Origin of the sequence: Collinsella aerofaciens (assembly GCF_028207065.1) — a bacterium.
GTDB lineage: Bacteria > Actinomycetota > Coriobacteriia > Coriobacteriales > Coriobacteriaceae > Collinsella > Collinsella aerofaciens_AR.
Genome location: NZ_JAQLFP010000027.1, coordinates 12,325 through 36,981 on the forward strand (window position 1 = coordinate 12,325; position 24,657 = coordinate 36,981).

Here is a 24,657-nt window from a genome sequence, read left to right on the forward strand (position 1 = left end):
GAAGGGTTAGCGGGATTTCTGCCTGGTGCTATCGAGATTCTGCCTCGCTGCTCGATAGCTCGAAGGAGTGCACCCCATTTGTTCTTTAAATACCTGGCCAAGATGGCTTGCTGTTATAAATCCGCATTGGCGCGCGACTGTCTGTACCGTTCGCGTGGTGTGTGCCAAAAGTTCGCAAGCACGGTTTATGCGGTATGCGCGTAGATATGCCGCCGGGGTCGTTCCTGCACAAGTTTCGATAATGCGGTAACACTCTCTTTCGCTTACGCCGGCTGCAGATGCCATCTGGGGCACATCTATAGCGGCTGCATAGTTTGCGCGGATAAAGTCCAGGATTGCCTTGAACTGTACGTCGCGGCTGGTCATCCAAGAGGCGCCGTCGGAAGAAAAGAGCGGTTCGGCCTTGGCGTTAATCTGAATCCAGAGCTCTGACAAACTATTTCGAAGCGCCATCTCGTTCTGCGGCCGTTGAAGGTCGTGGCTAAAGGAGCTCTTCAGCAAATCGATAAAGGGCATATCGTCGGGATTGGTGGGCGACCATTTGAGCACATCGACGCCTCGACATTGAAGCAATGGGTTGATGTAGCGCTTTTGGAGACGTCCCGCGGGATCGCCGAGCATCGACGGCTGAAAGATATGCAGCATTTGAATGGCTGGCGCCGAATTGGGTGATTGCAGCGTGCTGTGCAAAACGCCGCCGTTGATAAAGCCGGCGGACCCTTCCTCAAAGCGTACGTGCTCATGAGCCGCGTGCGTTCGATAGTCAATCGCTCCCTGCTCCATGTAGAAAAGCTCAACTTCGGAATGCCAGTGCCAGGGGACGGAATTGCCCGGATAGCGAGCGAATTCTGCGCGTTCGGCAATATAGGGCCAGTCTTCGGCGGTCTCGGGAAACGCTTCCTCGCGTCCTCCGCGGTGCAATTCTATGTGATCCATGTTTCGCATGGCATCAGTATAAAGCGCAATGGGCTTAGATTGCTCTTGCCTGTTCGGGGAACGCCTTGTCTAGGGATGCTTGGAGCTTTTCGAAGGATGCTCGTAAGTTGAGGCTCTGATCGGCTGAGCGCTTGGTTTTTGTGGTGGGGGAGTCGAGGAGGCCGTTTCTCTGTGTCGGGGGGAAGGAGAAAAGGTTTGCATGTTTTAGGGATGGCTGCTGTGCTGCGTCATTGGAAGAATGCATGCTTTTGCGGCCTCCTCGATATCCACCAAAAGGATGCGCTCGGGGTTTGCTGCTAGGTCCCGTGCGCTGGCTACATTATGCCGCGGCTGCCGCAAAGAAGCGCTAAAGAAAGGCTTAACCTGGTTTGGTGTTACGATGAAACTGCAGGTCAGAGGTATCGAGTAACACTCTTGAAAGGTTTTGAGCTTAAGGGCTTTCTAAGGTTTGTGACGTGGATGTGGCGCGGACGTGCGTAGCGTGTGAATGCTCGCTGTTAGCGCTGCGGCTCTGTGGCGCGCACCTGCTCGATGACCTTTTCCATCGTGGCGTCGATGCGGTCTTTTTTGAGTTCGCATTCCCAGATGGTTATGGGCGTCCAGCCCATTTGAGTGAGCGCTGCCACAGCAGCACGGTCGCGCTCGACGTTGCGACGGAACTTTGCCTCCCAAAACTCAACGTTGCGCTTGGGCTGGCTTGGGTTGCACTTGGGGCAGCGGTGCCAAAAGCAACCGTTGACGAAGATGGCGATCTTGCGGCCGGGGAAGGCGATGTCGGGCTTGCCGGGTGCCTTCCATTCCAAACGATAGCCCGTAAGGCCCGCGGCCCGTAGGCGCTGACGTACGAGCAGCTCGGGCTTGGTGTTGGCGCGCTTGTTGCCCTTCATGGACTTTTTGATGGCGGCGCGACGGCGGACCAGTTCGCGCTCGTCAGCGGAGAGGTCCGAGGTATCGATGCCGTCGAGCAGACCGGGCTTGGGACGCTTTTTGCTGCGGCGTTTAGGTGCGCGCTTGGGTTTGGTGGCGGGTTTGTCGGTTGTGTTGGGCGCGGCGTCATCGGCGGAGCTTGCCTCAAGCCGATCTTCCTTCAGCTCAATCAGGGCATCGATAAGCCCCTTGTCGGCGGGCATCCATTCCACCGTGGCAAGCGAGGCGCGCGGAATCCAGCGGATATCGAGCTGTCGGTCATGTTTCTGAGGCTCATCGGATTCATCGGCGAGCGAGCAGTAGTAGCACTCCATGGAGAGATGAAAATCGGGGTAGTCATACTCAACGGTATAGAAATCGCGCAGGTTGGTAACTTTTACCTGCAGCTCTTCCATGAGCTCGCGGCGCACGGCGTCTTCGGGTGTCTCGCCGCGCATGAGCTTGCCGCCCGGGAATTCCCAAAGTCCTTGCATGTCGCCGTAGCCGCGCTGCACGGCAAGCAGCTCATCGGATCCTTCTTTGCGAATGATCCCAGCGGCAACATGAACAGTCTTCAACAGGAGTCCTCTCTCAATATCATCACGTGGCAGGCTAGCTACCCCTACCTTACACAACGGTAAGGCAAGCGTAAGCCATATCGATGGTAGCCGACTCGTCTTCTTGCGACTATAGATGCCGTAGACTAATCGCAAGAAAGGACTCGGTATGCAAACCACGCACATGGCGACCCCGGTACTGGAGGTCGCGCATCTCGAAAAGGTATATGGAGCGCTGGGCAACGTGACCCGTGCGCTCAACGACGTCAGCTTTACCGTCAACCGCGGCGAATTCGTTGGCATCATGGGCGCCTCGGGCTCGGGCAAGTCGACGTTGCTCAACTGCGTCTCGACCATCGATAGCGCCACGAGCGGCACCATCCGCATCAACGGGCAGGACGTTACGCGCATGAAGCAGGCCAAGCTCTCGCAGTTCCGCCGCGAGGAGCTGGGCTTTATCTTCCAGGATTCCAACCTGCTCGATACGCTCACGGCACGCGAGAACATCGCCCTGCCGCTCACCATCGCCCGTGTGAATTCGGCCGAAATCTCGACCCGCGTGCAGGACGTGGCCGCGCGCCTGTCCGTGAGCCAGGTGCTCGACAAATATCCCTACCAAATGTCCGGCGGCCAGCAGCAGCGCGTCGCCGCCTGCCGCGCGCTCGTCACCGACCCCACCATGATCATGGCCGACGAGCCCACCGGCGCCCTCGATTCCAAGAGCGCCCGTCTGCTGCTCGAGAGCCTGGAGGCCCTTAATCACCGCCTGCGCGCCACCGTGCTCATGGTCACGCACGACAGCTTTGCCGCCAGCTACACGAGCCGTGTACTGTTTATTCGCGACGGCAAGATCTTCACCGAGCTGCGCCGCGGCGACACCGACCGCCGAGAGTTCTTCGACCGCATTATGGAGGTCGTTGCCATGATGGGCGGTGAGGGCTCCGATGCTCTGTAAACTCGCTTGGGGCAACGTCCGCCGCGCCGGCCGCGACTACCTCGTCTACCTTTTGACGCTCACCCTGGGCGTCACGGTCTTCTATGCCTTTAACACCATCTCGATGCAGGTCGACATCGCCGGAATCGATGAAAAGGGCTTGGCTCAGGTTATGGGCAGCATGCTCGGCTACCTGACGTACTTTTTGGCCGGTGTCATGGCCTTTTTGATGGTGTATGCCAACAACTTCATCATGAAACGCCGCAAAAAGGAGTTTGGCCTGTACCAGGTGCTCGGCATGGGGCGCGGGCGCGTCGCCACGATCATGGCACTCGAGACCGTGATAGTATCGGTCGTGGCCTTTGCCGCCGGCATTGTACTGGGCGTGGGACTCTGTCAGCTCATGACGTTCTTTACGGCCTCGCTCTTTAAGACACAGATCGCCAATTTCCACTTCTTTTTCTCGGTGCATGCGTTCAACCTGACCCTTGCCTGCATGCTCGTGATGTTTGTGCTCACGCTGCTGCTGAATCTTCGCGTCGTGCGTCGCACCAAGCTCATTGAGCTTATGGGTGCCGAGCGTCGCAACGAGAGCATCAAGACACGCAACCCCTGGATCGTGATTGCCATCTTTGCCGTGGGCGTGGTGCTTGTGGGCGTGGCCTATTACCGTCTGCTACGTGATGGGTTCCCGCTAACCGCGACGGACAGCAAGCTGCAAGAGGCCATGAGCCAGTTTGGCATTACGACCGCTATGGTTACCGTGGGCACCTTTGCGCTGTTCTGGGGACTCTCGGGCATGCTTATCAAGCTGCTGCAGAGCCTGCGCAGCGTGTATTGGCGCGGCCTCAATATGTTTACCGTGCGTCAGCTTTCGGCCAAGGTCAATACGGTGTGCTTTTCGATGGGCGTCATCGCGATGATTCTGTTCCTCGCCATTACCTCGGTGACCTGCGGTATGTCGATTGCCAACGTGATGAACGAAAACCTGGAGCGCTATAACCCTGTTGACGTGTCTCAGACGTATGTCTATTACACGCCCGAAACGCTCGACTACTACAAGGAGTATGTCAATCCGTCTGAGGCCGATCGCATGGTGCTGGCCGATGCAACGGTCGATTTGTACGCTGCATGGCATGGCGATCGTAAAGATCCCGATAACGTTGCAGACGTTATTAAGGGCAAGTCGGCGGACAACAACGACGAGACCGGCAAGAAGGTCAATATCGCCGATGTTGCCGGTGAGCATGTGCAGATCGATTCGTATCTGAGTTACCCGCTTGGCGGCTCGGGCCCCTCGGTGGTGGCGGGTGAGATGTGCAAGGCCATGGGCGAAAAGCTTCCCAAGGCGCTCGAGGGAAGCAACGCCGATGCGATGGGTCTGTATGTGACGCCGGCGAGCCAGTACAACAAACTGCGCCAGATGATGGGCGAGGAGCCGGTGAGCATTGGCCGCGACCAGTATCTGCTCACGTGTGATATGGGCGGTGAGCTGGGCGACCTGTACACCAAATATATGGCCGGCGGCCATACCCTCACCTTGGGCGGGCATGAGCTCAAGCCCGCAACCGATAAGTCGGACGAGGACACGGCGGCCATCGCCAACTCGGCGATGGGCAGCAATCCCGGTACCGTGGTCGTAGCCGATGAGCTGCTGTCCCAGCTTAATCTGCAACCGTATTCCAGTAATCTGCTCGTTAATTACAAACAGGGTATGGATACGACCGAGGCAGACGAGAGCATTAAATACACTTTGCTCGACAATCTGCTCGTTGACGGCAAAGAGCCGGGGGTGTGGGGAACCTTCATCACACGCTCCGAGATGTACACGCAAGCAGCGCAAATGAACGGTCTTATTAGCTACCTAGCCATCTACATCGGCTTTGTATTGGTCGTTGCATGCGCGGCGATACTGTCGATCCAGCAGCTCTCCAATGTGGCCGACGGCAGCCGCAGCTATCGTGTGCTGGCACAGATCGGCTGCGACGACCGCCAGATCCGCCATTCGGTGATGGCGCAGCAAGCGGTATTCTTCCTGTTCCCGCTGGCAGTGGGCCTGGCGCACTCCTTTGTGGCACTTAAGGTGATCATCGAGCTGGTGAGCGTATTCGGCGATATGAGCATCGCCGGCACCGTGGGCCTCACCTGTGCAATCTTCCTGGCAGCATACGGTGGCTACTTCCTGGTGACGTACCTCATGAGCACCGGCATGGTACAAGCTGCCATCGCCACCCGCTACAGCGAGTAACAAGCGGGGCAAAATCGTCGCAAAACCAGTGCGAACAACCGCCGCGAAGGGAGTCCAGCTCCCTTCGCGGCGGTTTTTGGCGTTTGCCCAGATAAAACCTGCCAAAATAAACCTGTCCCTTTTTGGCAGGTTATCGCTTCCAAAAGTGGAGGATGAGCGTCGTGCGGTTTTGCTGTTCGGTTTTGACCAGGATGTTGTGGATGTGGGTTTTGACGGTGCCCACGGCAAGGAATAGCTCGTCAGCGATCTCTTGGTTCGATTTGCCCAGTACGACCAGACGCATAACTTCGGTCTCACGGTTGGAGAGCTTGTAGGCGTTGCGATAGAAGGGCATCTGCTCTTCGATGTGTCGATCAAGATCGCTGACGTTCTTTTCCTCGGGCGCCTCCTGCATGCGGATTGAAAGCACGTGGTAGGAGTAGATGATCAGCAGAATCGCAAAGTAGCAGGCAAAGACGTTTTCGCTAAAGTTGCGCTCGGACAGATATAGTTGCAGCCAAGAGGGCGCCAGACTCATGGGGACAATCAGAATGTTGTAGAAATCCTCGGCGACGATGCATCCGACCAGAATGGCGCCGATAATCAGGTGCTTTTGTTGGTTGTTAACGCGTGCCTTCAGCTCGACTTGTGTGCTCTTGCGTGCCGTCCAAAAGATAAATAGCCCCACGAAAACAAGGAATACCTGACGCATCGTGTAGTAGAGCCATTGATGAATGGGGCCGTAGGGGACAGCGACGATAATCAGCGACTCGCACAGCAAAAACGTTAAGACGGGGATAGCGAACTGCTTTTTAGAATGTTTGTCGAGCAAGTCCATGGCAATCAGCCAAATAAAAGCCTGCGAAGCGGTCGCCACAAGGGTCCGCAACACAGGCATGGTAATGGAGTAATAGTCGTTGGCCGGAAAACTCTGGTTTTGCAGCGTGTATTCAAAAAAGAAAATCTCGGTCATCTCGATGGCATAGCAGATAAATACGCCGCTGCCATAGACAAAGAAGCGTCGACGAGACGAGGCATAGGCGGCAAGCGAAAGCACTGCCGTCACAATACAGATCACGAGTATTGCTAGGGTATAGAAGAACATCAGAGTGTTCATCTGTCACCGTCCCATCTCATTTAATCTATGGCCGAGCTCTGTATACCTTGTGGGATATAGACGTCTCAACCCTTCGTTTCATTGCGGATTAGGCGCCGAGATACAGCATAGCCGTATACCGTTCGCGGTTCTAGATGGTAAACCCCCTGTAAACTCTTGACCTGCGGGTTTATATTGGTTTAGAGGGGATGTAACTCCGTGAACGGTCTTTAATCCCGAATAAACTAGGTAAAAATTGCATACGGGTGAATGATGGTCTTGTCAACACGAGGCGTGATGTTCGAGCGCCTCATAGTAATAGTCGGCAAGACCGGCGGAAAGGAAATCGACATGGCACTGCCTAAGGATTTCATCGACACCAACGACTTCACCAAAGAGCAGATTCTGGCTATCGAGGATCTTGGCCTGGCAATGAAGAAGGCCATCAAGGTTGACGGTTATTATCCGCACCTGCTCCGCAACAAGAGCCTTGGCATGATCTTCCAGCAGGTCTCCACCCGCACTCGTCTTTCCTTCGAGACCGCTATGACCGACCTCGGCGGCCATGCTCAGTTCTATGGCCCCGGCACCATCCAGCTCGGCGGTCACGAGTCCCTGGGCGACACCGCTCGCGTTATGGGCTCGCTGCTCGACATCATGATGGCTCGCGTTGACCGTCACAAGGACGTCGTCGGCCTCGCCGAGGGCTCTGCTGTGCCCGTCATCAACGGCATGTCCGAGTTCAACCATCCCACGCAGGAGATGGGCGACCTCATGACCATGCTCGAGAATCTCCCCGAGGGCAAGAAGATCGAGGACTGCACCCTGGCCTTCATCGGCGACGCCACCCAGGTCTGCGTCTCCCTCATGTTCATCGCCTCCAAGGTCGGCATGAAGTTTGTCCAGTTTGGACCTAAGGGTCACCAGATCCCCGACGGCGGTCTGCACGTTGGCACCGTCGAGGAGCGCGCCGAGTTCGGCAAGCAGATGATGGCCATCGCCGAGGAGAACTGCAAGGTCTCCGGCGGCTCGGTCGTCATCTCCGACGACATCGAGTGCATCAAGGGCGCCGACTTCATCTACACCGACGTGTGGTATGGCCTGTACGACGAGGAGGTCTCGGGCGAGAACTACATGGACGTGTTCTATCCCAAGTATCAGGTCACCATGGACATGATGAACTTCGCCGGCCCCAACTCCAAGTTCATGCACTGCCTGCCGGCCACCCGCAACGAGGAGGTCGTCGACGAGGTCATGGACGATCCCGAGCGCTCCCTGTGCTGGGTCGAGGCTGAGAACCGCAAGCACTCCATCCGTGCTCTCCTTGCCGCCCTGGGCAAGCGCACCCCGCTCAACGACGAGGGTGTCGAGTACTCTGCCAAGGCTGAGCTCCACGCCGCTCTCGAGGCTCTCGAGCAGCTCTAAGCCTCAAGGCTTCTAAAAGCACGTTTGCGGGTGGCGGATGCTCGTCTCCTGTCGCCCGCTCACCGAGGCCCAAGCAATTGCCTTAATACCTTAGGGCCTCGGATCTGTCCAAGACTGAGCGAAGGAGCTCATCATGAGCGACGGAAAGAAAAAGCTTTCCTTTTTGACGGTCATTTCGACCATCATCTGCGTCGTCTTCGTTTGCGAGGCCGCCGCTCCTGCTGCTGCCATTGGCAACCAGCAGTTCTTCTGGTGGATCTTCCTGATCCTGACCTTCCTGCTTCCTTATGGCATGGTTGTTGCCGAGCTCGGCACCACCTATGACGGCGAGGGCGGCATTTACGACTGGGTACGCGATGGCCTGGGCGACAAATGGGGCGCCCGCATCTCGTATTACTACTGGGTCAACTACCCGCTGTGGATTGCCTCGCTGGCTACCATGTTCCCCGACATTTTGGGCATGGTCTTTGGCGTTGAGTTCAACTTGATCGCCAAGATGGGTATCGATCTTGCCTTTGTGTGGATCGTCTACCTCATGGGCCGCTCCAAGGCGGCCGACTCCGAGTGGGTCCTTAACGGTGGCGCCATCATCAAGGTCGCCGTCGCCGTTATCGTTGGCGCTTTGGGCATTTGGTATGCCATGGAGAACGGTTTTGCGAACGACATGTCCGCTGCCACCTTCCTGCCCGAGCTCACCAACACCAACGCTCTCGGTTACCTGTCGATCATCATCTTTAACTTCATGGGCTTCGAGGTCATCTGCACCATGACCGATGACATGGCCGATCCCGCTCGCGATATTCCCAAGGCTATCATCGTCGGTGGCCTGTCCATCGCCGTGATCTACCTGTTCGCTGGCTTTGGCATCGGCGCTGCTGTGCCGGCCGATTCCATCGACCCCGACTACGGCATGATTTATGCAGTCCAGACCATGGTGGGCGACTCCATGATCTTTAAGGTCATCTGCATTGCCTTCCTGATCACCCTGTTCGCCAACATGGCTGCTTGGTCCTTCGGCGTTAACTCCGTTGCTCGCTACGCTGCCGAGCACGGCAACATGCCCAAGGTCTTCGCCTCGATGATCTCTGATGACGACATGCCCAACGGTGCCAACCTGGTCAACGCCGTCGTTGCCTCCCTGGTGCTGTGCCTGCAGCTCGTTCCCATCGATGCCATCTCCAACGGCGTCTTCTGGATGCTCTTCGGCACCTCCGTCGTCTTCCTGCTGCTGACCTACATCCCGATGTTCCCGGCGTTCCTCAACCTTCGCAAGAACGACCCCGACCGCGAGCGCATCTTCACGTTCCCGTTTAAGGGTGCCATGATGAAGGTCATGCTGGCCATCCCTTGCATCGAGCTGATCCTGGCCATCGTTGCAACGCTGGTGCCGTTCTCTGCCGCTGAAATTGGCGACAAGCTCCCGATGATCGTTATCTTCATCGTGCTTCTGCTCATCGGCGAGGTTGTCCGCGTCGTCAGCGCTAAGGGCCGCGAGACCGAGTACAAGGGCCTCACTCCCGAGCTGGCAGCTCAGCGTCTCGCTGAGGAGGCCGCCGAGGCCGAGGAGAACTAGAGCACCCGGTTCTGGGGCTCCAACCCTCCTCGCGTACCAACGTGCGCTTCGTCGGGCTTGTCGCTCCCGACTCCAGGCACTCTAGCCTCTTCGAGGGCGTGCCCAAAGCGACAAATTTGCTCACTATTTCCTGGGGCGGGTGCGAGCGATAGCTCCGGTAACCACCGCCCGCCCCAACCTCTCTCTCGTATCCTTCGTGCGTTTGTCTCCACGCACTTGGTTACGTTGCCGCTCGTCGGTGCGGCTCCGTGAAAACCGGCACCGGGCGCCCCGACCTTTGCCGGGGGACGGGCGCCCACTATCTCTTGGTTTTAGGCTGCGGGTAATCCGCCCGCGGCAAACGATCGTTCGATTTGGAGGAAATCTTATGCGTACGATCACCGAGTCCGAGTCCACCCCCAAGGCCGACGGCTTCTTTATGCCCGCCGAGTTCGCCCCGCAGGATCGCGTGTGGATGGGCTGGCCCCACCGCACCGACACCTGGGCCCACGGCGCCAAGCCGGCTCAGAAGCAGTATGCCGCCATCGCCCGCGCCATCTCCGAGTTCACCCCGGTCTATATGTGCGCCAACCAGGTCGACTATGCCAACTGCAAGGCCGTCTTCGAGAACGACGAGAACGTCACCGTTATCGAGATGACCACCGACGACGCCTGGTTCCGCGACACCGCCGCCACCTACGTCATCAACGGCAAGGGCGAGAAGCGCGCCAACCACTGGCACTTCAACGCCTACGGCGGCCTCGTCGACGGCCTGTACTTTCCGTGGGACAAGGACGAGCAGATCGCCCTCAAGATGGCTGAGCTCTCCGGCTGCCGTCGCTATCGTCCCGACGACATGATCCTCGAGGGCGGCTCCATCACCGTCGACGGCGAGGGCACCCTTGTCGTGACCGACCAGTGCCTGCTTTCCCCGGGCCGCACCTGCTCTGCGGTTCTGGAGGAGGAAGAGGATCCCGAGTCCATCTGGCCCAAGTTCCACAAGAAGTTTGAGCCTTGGAGCGAGGAGCTTCGCGCCTACATGGACGAGCACCTCAAGGATTACCTGGGTGTCGAGAAGGTCATCTGGGTCAAGGAGGGCATCGACCCCGAGGAGACCAACGGTCATATCGACGACGTTGCCACGTTCATCGCTCCGGGCGTCATGGCCTGCATCTGGACCGACGATCCCGAGTATCCGTTCTACGAGCAGTGCCACGCTGCCTACGAGACCCTCTCCAACGCCGTTGACGCCAAGGGCCGCAAGATGAAGGTCTACAAGCTCTGCATGCCCGTGAACCCGCTGTTCATGGACCAGGCCTCCTGCGACACCATCGACGCCGACGAGAACGCCGAGCCGCGCGTCCCCGACGAGCCGCTGATCGCGTCCTACATGAACTACCTGGTCACCAACCACGGCGTCATCGTCCCGCAGTACGGCGACGAGAACGACCAGCTGGCCGTCGACACGCTCCAGAAGATCTATGACGAGGTCTGGGGCGAGGGCGTCTACAAGTGCGTCGGCGTCCAGTCCGAGCAGGTCGTCTTCGGCGGCGGCAACATCCACTGCATTACGCAGCAGGAGCCGTCCGCGTAATTGTCTGGCTTCCCGAGGCACGGCACCTTGCCCTTCAATCGTCGGGCATGACCCTTAAGGTCTATGCCCTCCTCTTTCAGGGCAATCTGCCGCACCTCAGAAACCCAGCCGATCAATCGGACAGTCGGTGAATCGCACCGTGACCATCTCGGGGCATTGATGGTCGGTTTATTCGATGTCTTGGTCGGCTGGGTTTTTCTTTGGGCACTCCGTTGCCTCCACTTCGGAGTGCCCGCCTCTTTGATTGAGTACGCGTCTGATCTGGGATTTATTGCGGGTTAGGCCAATTGTTCGCTTGAATATCCCAGGTCAGACGCGTCTTCAATTGCCAAAAGATTCCGGTCGCAATCGCGGCCGTTTTGATCGGAGTATCTATGTACCAGCGTATCGTTATCTACACGCGCCTGTTCCGCGAGCGTTGGTCCAACAATTGCATCCTCTCTTCTCTTTGGGATGGCACCTGCACCGGTGACGCGGCCTGCAACCCTACCTTGGGCTGCGCCTTCGGTACAGATGCCATCCTTTTTGCTGTAGGGGAAGCGTGCCATGGCAGGTAAAAAGTTCTCCCTGTTCGAGGTCATCCTCTCGGTTATCTGCGTTGTCTTTACCATCGAGGCGGCTGCTCCGGCATCTGCCATGGGTAACGTGCAGTTCTTCTGGTGGATCTTCCTTATCATTACGTTTTTGCTTCCCTATGGCCTGGTGGTGGCCGAGCTCGGTACGGCGTTCGATTCCGAGGGCGGCCTGTACGACTGGGTTCGCCTGGGCTTGGGAGACCGTTGGGGTGCACGCTGCTCCTGGTGCTATTGGGTCAACTTTCCACTGTGGGTGGCAAGTATCGCCTGCATGTTCCCCAGTGTCATCAATGCGGTATGGGGCATCGAATTTTCGCTTGGGGTCCGAATTGCCATCGAGCTTACCTTTGTGTGGGGCGTCACGGTCATGGCAATGCAGCCGGTGGCCGAGGCCGATTGGGTCATGGATGGCGGCGCCGTCATCAAGGTGCTCATTACCGCCGTGGTGGGAATCGTCGGCATCTGGTTTGCCTGCAATAACGGCTTTGCCAACGATATGTCGTTTAAGACCTTTGTCCCCGATCTGGGAGACACTAACTCACTGACGTATCTTTCAATCATCCTATTCAACTTTATGGGCTTTGAGGTGGTCGCGACCTTTGCCAGCACGATGAAGAACCCATCGCGCGATATCCCCAAGGCGGTTATCGCCGGTGGCGTTGCCATCGCGGCGATCTACATTATCTGTGGCATCGGTATTGGAGCCGCGGTTCCCACCGAGCAGCTTTCACTCGATTCGGGCATTGTGGACGCGGTCGCCGCCATGGTGGGGCGCGCTCACCCGCTGACGATGGTCGTGGGCGTGGCCTTTCTGGTAACGCTGTTTGCCAACATGATCTGTTGGAGCTTTGGCGTCAACAACGTGGCGAGCTATGCCGCGCGCCATGGCAACATGCCGCGTCCCTTTGCGCTGGTGTCCAAGAAGACCGGCATGCCCAACGGCTCAGCACTCATTAACGGTTGTTTTGCCAGCTTGGTGCTGCTACTTCAGATTCCGCTGGGCGAAGGTTCCGACGTCTTTTGGGTCTTCTTCTCGATGAACGTCGTCTTTCTGCTCATGAGCTATATCCCGATGTTCCCGGCGTTTTGGCGCCTGCGTAAATACGACGACCGCCCCCGTGTATTCCGCGCGCCCTTCGAGGGCAAGGTGCTTGCGGTAGCGCTTGCGGTGCCGGTGGTAGAGCTCGTGCTTTCGATTGTTGCGACAACCGTGCCGCTTAACAGCTCGCCCGCCGAGATGTCAAAGTTGCCGATCCTCATGGGTGTGGTGATCGGCGTGTTGCTGGGCGAGGTTTCGCGCCTCATATCGCGCCGCGGCCGCAGCATCGACAATCCCGGCGTTGGCGCAAGGGGGACAGGTCGCTTTGCACCAAAACAGTAGCGCCGCGAGTTGTGCGGTGCTAGATGCATCTTGGATTACTGCTCACGCTGCTCGGGATCAGATGCGAGCTTGGGTGCAAAGTAGGGGACGTGGCCCAGGTAGGGGCAGCTGTCCTCGCGTGATTCGACGACGCAGGGGATATCTTCGTAGGTGAGTGAGTCGCTCAGGCGGGCGATGGTCTTGGCGGCAGGAGCGACGAGCATCTTGAGCGGTGCGATAGGCGCCATGGCATCTCCTTTCCTGTATGCGACCCGTGCTTTGGCGCGAATGTATATGCCGCAAGTCTAGCATCCCGCCCAGGAGAGCTTCAAACCACCACAAAGGGGACAGGCACCTTTGTGGTGGTTTTGGCGTTTGCCCAGATGAAACCTGCCAAAATGAACCGGTCACCAGGAGAGGAAATGGCGTTGGGCGAGAATTTGGTTTGTTAAATAGGGTCCCGACCTGGGCTACTTATAGATTGTGGAAAACTCTACTGTCAGATTATGGCGAATGCTGCTGTAGGATTATGACATGCGCTACTACAGCCTATGGCAACGTACCTCATGAGCGCCGGCATGGTGCGAGTTGCCATCGCCACTCGCTACAGCGAGTAGCAGGCGGGCAAAACCACCGCAAAACCGTCGCAAAACCGCGATGAACAACCGCCGCGAAGGGGGACGGGCCCCTTTCGCGGCGGTTTTTTGCCTGCCTGGTGCGTCTCGGATGCAAGTGAGTAGACTTTTTGGGATCTGCCGAGCACATCGCGACAAACGCTCGATAAAACCGCAGGCCAGAGCTGCGGCGTTTTGGGGTGTGCTCGGGATCCCGCCAAAAGCCTACTCACTTGGTTTTCACGGTTAGTAAACCGCCGCGAGGGAAAGCAGCTCCCCCGCGGTGGTCTTAACGTTCGCCCAGATACAACCTGTCACCACAAGGGGGATGGGCGCCTTTTGTGGTGGTTTTGGTACTTGCTTAGCGGGTTAGCCCTGCGTGTCGCCTCCGTACATGTAGACGATAAAACCGTCGCCGGTGTCTTGACTGTGATCCTCCAGGATGCGCTTCATGTTGAGGTGCTCGTAGAACTGCCAGTCGGAGTTGCAGTCGCTCATCAGGAAGAACTTGGTGCAGCCTGCCTTGGCGAGCTCGGCGCGCGCAAGGTCGATAAGCGCGCGGCCGAGCCCCTTGCCCTGCCACTCGGGCACGATGATGATCAGGTTGAGCTGGCCCTGGGCATACTCGTTGCCTGTGGCGGCAAAGCGATCCGCCGTGGCCTTCTCGCGGCTGTCGCCAAAGAGCGAGCCCTCGAGCTTGGCGTCGGCGGTCTTTGCCATCTCGGTTGCCTGGGCGAACATCTCGTCGTAGCAGGGCACCCACGTGGGATTGGTACGCGGCTTGCCGTCCTCGAAGATGCCGATGCAGCAGGCGGCGATAATGCGGCCCTCGGCCTCGGCGACAAGCGCGATAGGTGAGCGCTGTAGCTGCATGGTGATGTTAAAGCGCGCGCAGAAATCGGCAGCTTCGACGTCACCGCGGTTGCGCAGCGTGTTGCACCACAGCTGGTTGTAGATGGCGGCGATGCCAGCCAGGTCGTCGAGCGTGGCGGCGCGCAGGGTTACGTTGTCAAGGCTCATGGAGGCTCCTTCCAAGGTGGGTCAGGCCACCTCTGAGTGTGACATGGGCGCGCCGTCGCCGCATCAATCATTCGGCAGACGAGTCCCGTTCCCTCGGGGACGGAGGAAAAGGGGCCACGAGCGAGGATTTTCGGACGCTTGCTCGACGAGAGTGGATAATCTCCCACTTTCAGCGCGATCCTAGGCCAAAAACGGGAGATTATCCACTCTCGTGGTAAGCGACCCGCGCGTTATCCATTCCCTTTTTGGTTGGTCGTGCTTGCACTTTAGCGTGCGACAGCGGATAATGCCGAGCATTCGACGATTCAAGCTTAGACTTCTTTGATTGAGGAGGCCCCGCATGGCCATGGAATTTAAACGCAGGCTGCCGATCCCCATGGAGATCCGCGAGGAAATGCCGCTGTCCGCTGAGCTTACTGCTAAGAAGCAGGCATTCGACGCCGAGGTCGCCAAGGTCTTTACCGGCGAGGACGCGCGCAAGGTGCTCATCATCGGACCGTGCTCTGCCGACCGCGAGGACTCGGTCCTCGAGTACATGAACCGCCTGGCCAAAACCGCCGAGGAGGTCAAGGACAAGCTCATCATCATCCCGCGCGTCTACACCAACAAGCCGCGCACCAAGGGCACCGGTTACAAGGGCCTGCTGCACAACCCCGATCCCGAGGCGCCCGACGATCTGCTCGAAGGCGTTAAGGCCATTCGCCACATGCACTTGCGCGTCATCGAGGAGACTGGCTTCTTCACTGCCGACGAGATGCTCTACCCGTCCAACTACCAGTACCTCGTCGACCTGTTGAGCTACGTCGCCGTGGGTGCGCGTTCGGTCGAGAACCAGGAGCACCGTCTGGTGTCGAGCGGCATTTCGGTGCCGGTGGGCATGAAAAATCCTACAGCCGGTTCCACTACCGTCATGCTCAACTCCATCTACGCCGCCCAGGCGCACCAGAGCTTTATCTTCCGCAACTGGGAGGTCGAGTGCGACGGCAACCCGCTCGCGCACGCCGTCATGCGCGGCTACATCGGTCTCGACGGTCGCACTTACCCCAATTACCACTACGAGCACCTGGAGCGCCTTGCCGAGCGCTATACCGAGCACGCCGGCTACGCCAACCCGGCGGCGGTTATCGACTGCAACCATGACAACTCGGGCAAGCGCCCGCTGGAGCAGTATCGCATCTGCAAGGAAGTGCTCGACAGCTGTCGCCGCAACGAATCCATCTCCAAACTGGTCAAGGGCTTTATGATCGAGTCCTACCTGGAGGATGGCAACCAGCCGGTCGACGGCGGCGTCTTTGGCAAGTCGATCACCGACCCGTGCCTGGGCTGGGAAAAGACCGACTATCTGATCCACGAGATCGCGGAGCGTGTTTAGTTACGCGGGTTTACCAACCCGCGTAACGGCTCGACGCTGCGCGCCGCCCAGAGCGACAATTTGTCATTCAAAAGGCAAGGCATGACCAGAAGGTCAATGCCCTGCCTTTTTCATGCCAACTTGTACGCTCTGGACGGCGCTCGCTGTCCGTCCTCTACCTGCGGAGTTGTCCTGCTCCAGGGCACTCATTGGGGACAGACTTAAATGAGTGCTCGCAGAATGAGAGTGGATAGTCTGCCGTTTATAAGTAGTTGTTGGGGACGTTCTTGTTGTTTGACTAGTCGTTTAAGAACGTCCCCAATGACTACCTTTCAAACCTGGCAGTTGGGGACGTTCCTTATGTGCTGGCACTTGGGGAAACTCCTTGCGCCAGCGGACGCGGTTTGCTTGCTGGTATTGCCAGATTGTTGGGCGTTCTCCAAGCCCTGTGGGCAAAAAATGCCAAATATGAGTACTGTTGCTGCTGTAGTGCCATATTGCTCCCACAAAATAATGGACATAAAGTAAATATGTTCATTAACGCTAGTACATATAAGCCTGATACAGAGCTGATTGAGCAATGTGGAGGTGCATACAAGCTACAAGAGCGGTGTTTTGGGTCGTTTTGGATGTTACTAAAAAAGTAACAGTACTCATATTTGCCATTTTTTGTCCACGGGGCCTTGAGGGAGGGCGTCAATCAGGTCCCAGGGGAGGCGGTTCGAGGGCTGCAAAACAAAAACGGGGACGCAGATTGTCCTGCGTCCCCGTTCTAGGGCGTTATTCGTTCCCTGCGGCAGAATTTACGCCGCTTCGTCGAACTGCGAGTTGTACAGGTCGGCGTAGAAGCCGCCCTGGGCGAGCAGTTCGTCGTGTGTGCCCTTCTCGACGATGTCGCCGTCGCGGATCACCAAGATCACGTCGGCGTTACGGATCGTGGACAGGCGGTGCGCGATGACAAAGCTTGTACGGCCTTGCATCAGCGCATCCATGGCGCGCTGAATGAGCTCCTCGGTGCGGGTGTCCACGTTGGAAGTCGCCTCGTCTAGAATCAGCGCCGGGCGGTCGGCCAAAATGGCACGGGCGATGGTCACGAGCTGGCGCTGACCCTGCGACAGGTTAGTGCCCTCCTCGTTGATCATAAAGTCGTAGCCACCGGCGAGCGTATGGATAAAGTGGTCGCAGCGTGCGGCGCGTGCGGCGGCCTCGACCTCGGCGTCGGTCGCATCGGGGCGTCCGTAGCGGATGTTCTCGCGGATGGTGCCGTTAAACAGCCAGGTGTCCTGCAGCACCATGGCAAACTCGCCGCGCAGCGCCGCGCGGTCCCAGTCGCGCACGTCGACGCCTTCGACGCGCAGCGAACCGCCGTCCACGTCGTAAAAGCGCTGCAGCAGCTTAATGAGCGTGGTCTTGCCGGCGCCGGTGGGGCCGACGATGGCAATGGTTTGGCCGGGCTGCGCCTCGCAGCTAAAGTCGTGGATGATGGTCTTGTCGGGCGTGTAGCCAAACTTGACATGGTCAAACACCACGTGGCCGGGGCGCTTTTCGGGAATCTGCGCGTCGGCCTTTTGCTCCTCCTCGGGCGCGGCCAGGAACTCAAAGACGCGCTCGGTGGCAGCGGCCATCGACTGCATCGTATTGCTCACGTTGCCCAGTTGCTGTACGGGTTGCGTAAAGTTGCGAACGTACTGGATAAAGCTCTGGATGTCGCCGGGCGTGGCATTGCCGGTCAACGCGAGCTGTGCGCCCACCACGACGACGCCCACATAGCCCATGTTGCCCACCAGGCTCATAAGCGGCATCATCAGGCCCGACAGGAACTGCGAACGCCAGCCGCTAATAAAGAGTCGGTCGTTTTGACGGTCGAACTCCTCGATCGAGGCCTCGGCGCGGTCGAACACCTGAATGACGTTCTGGCCGGCAAAGTCCTCCTCGATAATGCCGTTGACGGCGCCCAGAACCTGCTGTTGCTCGCGGAAGTACGGCTGCGAGAAGTGAATCATCACGACCAGGATTATCGCGGCGGCCGGCAGCGTGAGCACGGTGACGCCGGTGAGCGGCAGGCTGATCGACAGCATCATGACGAGGACGCCGATAATCTGCGTCACCGACGTGATGAGCTGCGTCACGCTCTGGTTGAGCGACTGGCCCAGCGTATCGACGTCGTTAGTGATGCGGCTGAGCACGTCGCCCTTGCTGTGTCCGTTAAAGTAGCTCATCGGAACGACGGCGATCTTGGCGGCGATCTCCTTGCGCATGCGATAGCATATCTTTTGCGTGACGCCGGTCATGAGCCAGCCTTGGATCAGGCTGCAAACAGAGCTCGCCAGATACAGGCAGAGCAAAAAGCCGAGCGTCTTGGCGATCCAGTCAAAGTCAACGTCGCCGGTGCCGTTGACTTTGGCAACCAGACCCTCGAATAGCTTGGTGGTGACCTGGCCGAGTACCTTGGGTCCCACGATATTAAAGACGACCGAGCACACGGCAAAGGCGACGGCGGCAAACACGGCAATCTTGTGCTGACCGATATAGCCGAGTAGCTGCCTCATGGTGCCCTTAAAGTCCTTGGCCTTTTCGCCGCGGCCCATGCCACCCATGCGGCCCATGGGACCGCGCCGGCGGGTGGGCTTGGGAATCTGAGTCTTGGTCTTGTCTGCCATTAGCGCTCGCCTCCTTCCATGACGGCTTCAATTTCTTCTTGGGTGAGCCCCAGCTCCTCGGCGGAAAGCTGCGACTGTGCGATCTCCAGGTACGCTGGGCAGCTGTGCAGCAGCTCCTCGTGCGTACCGGTGCCCACCACGTGGCCGTCGTCGAGCACGATGATCTGGTCGGCGTGCATGATGGTCGCGATGCGCTGGGCCACGACCACGAGCGCGGCGTCGGTAACGTTTTTGGCAAGCTCCTCGCGCAGGCGCGCGTCTGTTTTGTAGTCGAGGGCGCTAAACGAGTCATCGAACACCACGACCTCGGGCTTTTTGGACAGGGCGCGGGCGATGGCCAGACGCTGGCGCTGACCGCCCGAGACATTGGAGCCGCCCTGGCTGATGGGGGAGTCGTAGCCGCCCTCGCGCTCGGCGATAAAGTCCTCGGCTTGGGCGATGCGCGCGGCCCGGTGCATGTCCTCGTCGCTCACCATGTCGCCGGCAAACTTGAGGTTGCTCTCAACGGTGCCCGAGAACAGACGACCCTGCTGCGGGATGTAACCAATGCGGCGGCGCAGCTCGGAAAGGGTCATGTCGCGCACGTCGATGCCGTCGAGCGAAATGCTGCCGCCCGTGACGTCGTACAGGCGCGGAATCAGCTGCACGAGCGTGGACTTGCCCGAGCCCGTGGAGCCGATGATGCCGAGCATCTGACCGGCGTGCGTGGTGAAGTTCACGCCGCTAATGACATCGGCGCGGGCATCGGGATACTGGAAGCTCACGTCGCGGAAAGTGAGCTCACCGTGCGGCGCGCTGGCCGCGGGCAGTTTGGGCGAGGCGGGGTCGTTGATGCTCGTGGGGCAAGTGATGACCTCTTCCACGCGCTCGGCTGCGACCTCGGCACGGGGCAGGATAACCGAAACCATGGTGAGGATCATAAACGCCATGACGATCTGCATGGTATAGGAGATAAACGCCATCATGTTGCCGACCTGCATCACGCCGTCGGACACACCCTGCGCGCCAAACCAGACGATAAGCACGGTGATGCAGTTCATGACGAGCATCATGAGCGGCATCATAAAGCTCATGGCGCGGTTGGTGTAGAGCTGCGTGGTCATCAGATCGAGCGATGCCTTGTCAAAACGCTCGAGCTCATGCTCCTCGCGGTTGAACGAGCGGATGGGCATAAGACCGTCGAGCAGCTCGCGGGCGGTGAGGTTCACGCGGTCCACAAAGCTCTGCATCTTTTTGAACTTGGGCATGGTAAGGCCCATGAGCACGCCGACGACGGCCGAGACCGCGATGATGGCCACGGCGATGGTCCACTCCAGGCCGGTGTGGTTGGCCAGGACGCGCATGACCGCGACGATACCCATGACAGGCGCCATGAGGCACATGCGAATGAACAGAGTCGCTGCCATCTGGATCTGCTGAATGTCGTTGGTGCAGCGGGTGATGAGCGAGGCCTGGCTAAACTTGCCCACCTCGGCCGGCGAGAAGTGCATAACCTTGTTGAAGGTCTCGCGGCGCAGGTCGCGTGCGATGGAACAGGCGGTGCGTGAGGCCACGGCGCCGGTCAGGATGGTGGCGACGAGCGACACCAGGCACAGACCAAACATCGTGGTCGCCATGCGGCCCAAGTAGGCGTTCTGCACGTCGGCGGGGTCGATACCCTGCGCCTTGTACTCGTCTTGCACATAGCTCACGGCGCGTTGGGTCACGATGGAGCCCGACATGGAGCCCATTTTGTCCGCCATTTCGTTGGCGCTCTCGACGAGCTTGCTTTGGTCTACCAGACCGCCTTCGATGCCCAGACGCAGGCTCTTCATGGTGATCTTACCGCCGTCTGCATCAATCTGCTTTTGCATGTTCTGGGCCGCCGTGGCCTTCTGCTGCATCTCGGCGAGCTGCTCGGGCGTCATCGCCGCCATTTGCTCGGGCGTGGGCATGGCCTGAGCGGCGTCGCTGTCTTTCTCGCTGGACGTGCCGGTCATGTCGCCCATGGAGTCGGCGTCGATGCCTTGGTTGAGCGAAAGTACGACGGTCTCGGGCAGGCTCATGATGTCGGCAATCTTGCTGCCGTCGGCGCGCTCGTCCTCGGTGCCCTTGTACGTGCGGATGCCGTTCTTGTCCGCCTTGCCAAACGCAGCCTCTACCGTCTTGGCATCCTTGGCGCTCATAAAGAGTTCGAGGTCGTCGAGCGATTCGGCGCGAATGGTGTCGGGCACGGGCGAGGCGATGCCGCCTTGCTGCACGCCCACATCGACGATGTCACTCATATACGTAGGCAGCGCCAGATCGGCGTTGCAGCTGATTACGATAAGTACGATAGCCGTGAGCAGCGCCAGGACATGCTTTTTAAAGAGCTTGAGAATCCTCACTCGGCATCTCTCCTTTCTTGGTTGCGGTCGATAATTTCGTTGGCACGCCTTAGAAGGCGCACCATCTCTTGGGTATCCGTTTCGCCGAGCTGCTCGAGAAAGGCCGCGGTGCGGTCCTCGAATTCCCGACGTTTGATTTCGAGGTCTTGTCGGCCTTTGTCGGTCACCGTGACGTGTACGCGACGACGGTCGGTTTTTGAGTGCTCGCGCTCGACCCAGCCCTTGCCCTCGAGGGCGCGCAGGATGTTGGCGATGCGGGCGCTCGAGACCCAAGCGCGATCGGCGAGTTCGCTCGGCGTAAGCGAACCGCCGGCGAGCATGAGGGCGCGCATGACGGCCATCTCGCCGCTCATCGCCTGGTCGACAAAACGCGAAACGTGCTGGTGCATGCTGCCAAACTCGGTAAAGAGCTGACGCCCAAGCTCATGGAAATCGGTATCTTCCACCGAAAACCCCTAACACTAGAAACTATTTTTGGTGAAAGATGATACCCCTGTATGCACACCTCATACAGTAGATTTTTGGGACATGCCTAGAAATCTACCTTCGTGGGCATTTCATGCCACCGCCTCCGTCGCGGCGAAAAAGTAGATTTCTAGGCATGTCCCAAAAATCTATCGGTGGGTACTTTACCCTGCTAAAGCTGGCATAACAGCTAGAGTGAACGTCGTACAAAGGCAAGGAAAAATACCAAACAAATCGGTGAACGGTAGTTGTTCGCGATCGCATTTCCTGCGGATTTGTTAAAAACGCCCTAATGGTATAAAAAAAGAAACATATAACAGCCCTGATGAAGGGGGTGGCTATGTTATCCTTCTCAAACGGGTGAAATCTTGGGTTTGGGTTGCAGTTCCAAGGTGGACAAACGTTTTTCCCTGCACCAACGTGTGGTGAAGAACGGAAGAAGCCGGTAGTGCAAGCCGAAAATTCAAGAATTCAATAAGCAGCGGTGTGAGAGAGCGCCGCATTACACGTAACTAGGAGCGTGGTTACACAATGCAGGAGGCATGGGAAGGCTTCAAGGAAGGCATCTGGACGGGAGAGGTTGACGTCCGAGACTTCATCCAGAAGAACTACACCCCCTACGAGGGCGACGAGTCGTTCCTCGCCGGTCCGACCGAGCGTACCAAGGAGCTGTGGGGCGAAGTTCTCGACCTGCTGCTCAAGGAGCGTGAGCAGGGCGGCGTCCTCGATATGGACACCAAGACCGTCACGGGCATCGTGAGCCACCCCGCTGGCTACATCGATAACGCCCACCGCGAGAAGGAGACCATCGTTGGCCTCCAGACCGACAAGCCGCTCAAGCGCGCGCTGCACGTCAACGGCGGCATCCGCATCGCTTGCCAGGCTGCCAGCCAGCACGGCTACAAGGTCGACGAGAACGTTGTCGAGCGCTACACCTTCGAGCGCAAGACCCACAACGCCGGCGTCTTCGATGTTTACACCCCCGAGATGCGTGCTTGCCGCTCGGCTCACATCATCACCGGTCTGCCCGATGGCTATGGCCGCGGCCGCATCATCGGCGACTACCGTCGTGTCGCCCTGTACGGTGTCGACTACCTGATCAAGGACAAGGAGGCCCAGAAGGCTTCCACCCCGACGGTCATGACCGCCGACAACATCCGCGATCGTGAGGAGCTGCAGGAGCAGATTCGCGCCCTCGGCGAGCTCAAGATGATGGCCGAGACCTATGGTTTCGACATTTCCAACCCTGCTACCAACACGCAGGAGGCCATCCAGTGGATGTACTTCGCCTACCTCGCTGCCGTTAAGGAGCAGAACGGCGCCGCTATGTCCATCGGCCGCACCTCCACGTTCATCGACATCTACGCTGAGCGCGACCTTGCCAACGGTACCTTCACCGAGGAGCAGATCCAGGAGTTCGTGGATCACTTCATCATGAAGCTCCGCATGGTCAAGTTTGCCCGTACCCCCGAGTACCAGGCCCTGTTCACCGGCGATCCGCAGTGGGTCACCGAGTCCATCGGCGGCATGGGTGTTGACGGCCGTACGCTCGTTACCAAGATGAGCTACCGTTACCTGCACACGCTCGAGAACATGGGCACCAGCCCCGAGCCCAACATGACCGTTCTGTGGTCGACCCGTCTGCCCGAGAACTTCAAGAAGTTCTGCGCCAAGACTTCTGTCGCCAGCTCCTCGATCCAGTACGAGAACGACGACCTCATGCGCGTTTACCATGGCGACGACTACGGCATCGCCTGCTGCGTGTCCTCCATGCGCATCGGCAAGGAGATGCAGTTCTTCGGCGCCCGCGCCAACCTGGCCAAGTGCCTGCTGTACGCACTCAACGGCGGTGTTGACGAGGTCTCCAAGAAGCAGGTCGGCCCCAAGTATCGCGCCGTCGAGGGCGATACGCTCGATTACGACGACGTTGTGGCCAAGTACAACGACATGATGAAGTGGCTCGCTGGCGTGTACGTCAACTCGCTGAACATCATTCACTACATGCACGACAAGTATTGCTACGAGCGCATCCAGATGGCTCTGCACGACAAGCACGTGCACCGCTGGTTCGCTACGGGCATCGCTGGCCTTTCCGTCGTGGCCGACTCCCTGTCCGCCATCAAGTACGCCAAGGTCCACCCCGTCCGTGACGAGAACGGCATCATCGTCGACTTCGAGACCGAGGGCGAGTTCCCCAAGTACGGTAACGACGACGACCGCGTCGACCAGATCGCTCACGACGTTGTGCACCAGTTCATGGAGTACATCCGCATGAACGACACCTACCGCAACTCCGTGCCCACGACCTCGGTTCTGACCATTACCTCCAACGTCGTGTACGGTAAGAAGACCGGTTCCACGCCTGACGGCCGCAAGGCTGGTCAGCCGTTCGCCCCGGGTGCTAACCCCATGCACAAGCGCGATAGCCACGGCGCCATCGCTTCGCTGTCTTCGGTTTCCAAGCTCCCGTTCCGCGATGCTCAGGACGGCATCTCCAACACCTTCTCCATCATCCCGGGTGCGCTCGGCAAGGAGGACCAGGTGTTCTTTGGCGATATCGACCTTGATCAGCTGGGCGAGTAACTATTGTTAGTGCTATACTAACAATAACGATTACTGATTAGCGCGCCGGTTTCGGCCGGCGCCTATCGATCGAAGGAGACACATTATGAAGGTTTCTGAAGTTTCCGAGACTCAGGCCGATAACCTGGTCCACATGCTCGACGCTTACGCCGAGAAGGGTGGCCACCACCTGAACATCAACGTCTTCAACCGTGAGACGTTGCTCGACGCTCAGGCTCACCCCGAGAAGTATCCGCAGCTGACCATCCGCGTTTCCGGCTATGCCGTGAACTTCCACACGCTCACCAAGGAGCAGCAGGACGAGGTCATTTCGCGTACCTTCCATGACAAGTTCTAAAGGGGTTTAACTCCCGCAGGATCGCCGGGCCGCTCTGGGTTACTTTCCAAAACGTCCTCGGACATGCAAAGGGCTCCGCTGCGCGCTTCGCGCGGCGGA

General features: G+C 58.5%; 18 protein-coding genes. 9 read left to right on the top strand and 9 right to left on the bottom strand.

Features of this window, described 5'->3' with window-relative positions; all coding sequences use genetic code 11:
• Positions 1–6: 6 nt before the first annotated feature.
• Both PMX72_RS08100 and vsr read right to left on the bottom strand, forming a co-directional pair.
• Positions 7–936 (bottom strand): AraC family transcriptional regulator, encoded by a 930-nt coding sequence (locus PMX72_RS08100; RefSeq protein ID WP_158549316.1) that lies wholly within the window; start codon positions 934–936, stop codon positions 7–9.
• Positions 937–1,433: 497 nt separating this feature from the next.
• Positions 1,434–2,420 (bottom strand): DNA mismatch endonuclease Vsr, encoded by a 987-nt coding sequence (gene vsr / locus PMX72_RS08105; RefSeq protein WP_271729650.1) that lies wholly within the window; start codon positions 2,418–2,420, stop codon positions 1,434–1,436.
• A gap of 148 nt (positions 2,421–2,568) precedes the next feature.
• On the opposite strand from vsr, the gene PMX72_RS08110 reads away from it, so the two are divergent.
• Positions 2,569–3,354, top strand: coding sequence for an ABC transporter ATP-binding protein (locus tag PMX72_RS08110; RefSeq protein ID WP_271729649.1), 786 nt, complete (start codon positions 2,569–2,571; stop codon positions 3,352–3,354).
• Positions 3,344–5,581 carry an ABC transporter permease gene (locus PMX72_RS08115; protein WP_271746198.1) on the top strand — a complete coding sequence of 746 codons (2,238 nt, stop codon included), beginning with the start codon at positions 3,344–3,346 and terminating at the stop codon, positions 5,579–5,581. The genes PMX72_RS08110 and PMX72_RS08115 overlap by 11 nt, the downstream gene beginning before the upstream one ends.
• A 130-nt stretch (positions 5,582–5,711) precedes the next feature.
• On the opposite strand, the gene PMX72_RS08120 is transcribed toward PMX72_RS08115, so the two are convergent.
• Positions 5,712–6,677 (bottom strand): response regulator transcription factor, encoded by a 966-nt coding sequence (locus PMX72_RS08120; protein WP_271746199.1) that lies wholly within the window; start codon positions 6,675–6,677, stop codon positions 5,712–5,714.
• Between the two features lie 330 nt (positions 6,678–7,007).
• On the opposite strand from PMX72_RS08120, the gene ptcA reads away from it, so the two are divergent.
• From ptcA to PMX72_RS08135, 3 genes are all read left to right on the top strand, one after another.
• Positions 7,008–8,081 (top strand): putrescine carbamoyltransferase, encoded by a 1,074-nt coding sequence (ptcA, locus tag PMX72_RS08125; RefSeq protein WP_117583532.1) that lies wholly within the window; start codon positions 7,008–7,010, stop codon positions 8,079–8,081.
• Positions 8,082–8,214: 133 nt separating this feature from the next.
• Positions 8,215–9,654 (top strand): APC family permease, encoded by a 1,440-nt coding sequence (locus PMX72_RS08130; RefSeq protein ID WP_117774343.1) that lies wholly within the window; start codon positions 8,215–8,217, stop codon positions 9,652–9,654.
• Between the two features lie 367 nt (positions 9,655–10,021).
• The gene (locus tag PMX72_RS08135; protein ID WP_117635777.1) at positions 10,022–11,227 is read left to right on the top strand and encodes an agmatine deiminase family protein; all 1,206 of its coding nucleotides are present in this window, start codon (positions 10,022–10,024) and stop codon (positions 11,225–11,227) included.
• A gap of 278 nt (positions 11,228–11,505) precedes the next feature.
• On the opposite strand, the gene PMX72_RS08140 is transcribed toward PMX72_RS08135, so the two are convergent.
• Positions 11,506–11,775 (bottom strand): hypothetical protein, encoded by a 270-nt coding sequence (locus tag PMX72_RS08140; protein WP_147325424.1) that lies wholly within the window; start codon positions 11,773–11,775, stop codon positions 11,506–11,508.
• Between PMX72_RS08140 and PMX72_RS08145 the strand changes: the two genes are divergently transcribed.
• Positions 11,774–13,183, top strand: a complete 1,410-nt coding sequence (locus PMX72_RS08145) for an APC family permease (protein WP_271729646.1) — start codon at positions 11,774–11,776, stop codon at positions 13,181–13,183. The two genes, PMX72_RS08140 and PMX72_RS08145, sit on opposite strands and share 2 nt — an antisense overlap.
• A gap of 35 nt (positions 13,184–13,218) precedes the next feature.
• On the opposite strand, the gene PMX72_RS08150 is transcribed toward PMX72_RS08145, so the two are convergent.
• Positions 13,219–13,410 carry a hypothetical protein gene (locus PMX72_RS08150; protein ID WP_117629864.1) on the bottom strand — a complete coding sequence of 64 codons (192 nt, stop codon included), beginning with the start codon at positions 13,408–13,410 and terminating at the stop codon, positions 13,219–13,221.
• Between the two features lie 735 nt (positions 13,411–14,145).
• Positions 14,146–14,796 carry a GNAT family N-acetyltransferase gene (locus tag PMX72_RS08155; RefSeq protein WP_271729645.1) on the bottom strand — a complete coding sequence of 217 codons (651 nt, stop codon included), beginning with the start codon at positions 14,794–14,796 and terminating at the stop codon, positions 14,146–14,148.
• Between the two features lie 340 nt (positions 14,797–15,136).
• Between PMX72_RS08155 and PMX72_RS08160 the strand changes: the two genes are divergently transcribed.
• Positions 15,137–16,168: a 3-deoxy-7-phosphoheptulonate synthase gene (locus PMX72_RS08160; RefSeq protein WP_117635771.1), complete on the top strand. Its 1,032-nt coding sequence runs from the start codon at positions 15,137–15,139 to the stop codon at positions 16,166–16,168.
• A 782-nt stretch (positions 16,169–16,950) separates the two neighbouring features.
• Here the strand turns inward: PMX72_RS08160 and PMX72_RS08165 are convergent.
• From PMX72_RS08165 to PMX72_RS08175, 3 genes are read right to left on the bottom strand one after another with little or no spacing between them, the layout of a single operon-like run.
• Positions 16,951–18,807: an ABC transporter ATP-binding protein gene (locus PMX72_RS08165; protein WP_271729644.1), complete on the bottom strand. Its 1,857-nt coding sequence runs from the start codon at positions 18,805–18,807 to the stop codon at positions 16,951–16,953.
• A complete protein-coding gene (locus tag PMX72_RS08170) occupies positions 18,807–21,173 on the bottom strand; it encodes an ABC transporter ATP-binding protein (protein ID WP_271729643.1) in 2,367 nt (788 codons plus the stop codon). The genes PMX72_RS08165 and PMX72_RS08170 overlap by 1 nt, the downstream gene beginning before the upstream one ends.
• Complete coding sequence (locus tag PMX72_RS08175; RefSeq protein ID WP_117775934.1) at positions 21,170–21,619, bottom strand: MarR family winged helix-turn-helix transcriptional regulator; 450 nt, start codon at positions 21,617–21,619, stop codon at positions 21,170–21,172. The genes PMX72_RS08170 and PMX72_RS08175 overlap by 4 nt, the downstream gene beginning before the upstream one ends.
• A gap of 550 nt (positions 21,620–22,169) precedes the next feature.
• Here PMX72_RS08175 and pflB point away from each other — a divergent pair.
• Positions 22,170–24,221 carry a formate C-acetyltransferase gene (pflB, locus tag PMX72_RS08180; protein WP_117629918.1) on the top strand — a complete coding sequence of 684 codons (2,052 nt, stop codon included), beginning with the start codon at positions 22,170–22,172 and terminating at the stop codon, positions 24,219–24,221.
• 85 nt (positions 24,222–24,306) lie between these two features.
• Complete coding sequence (gene grcA3 / locus PMX72_RS08185) at positions 24,307–24,558, top strand: autonomous glycyl radical cofactor GrcA3 (protein ID WP_117583521.1); 252 nt, start codon at positions 24,307–24,309, stop codon at positions 24,556–24,558.
• Positions 24,559–24,657: the final 99 nt, after the last annotated feature.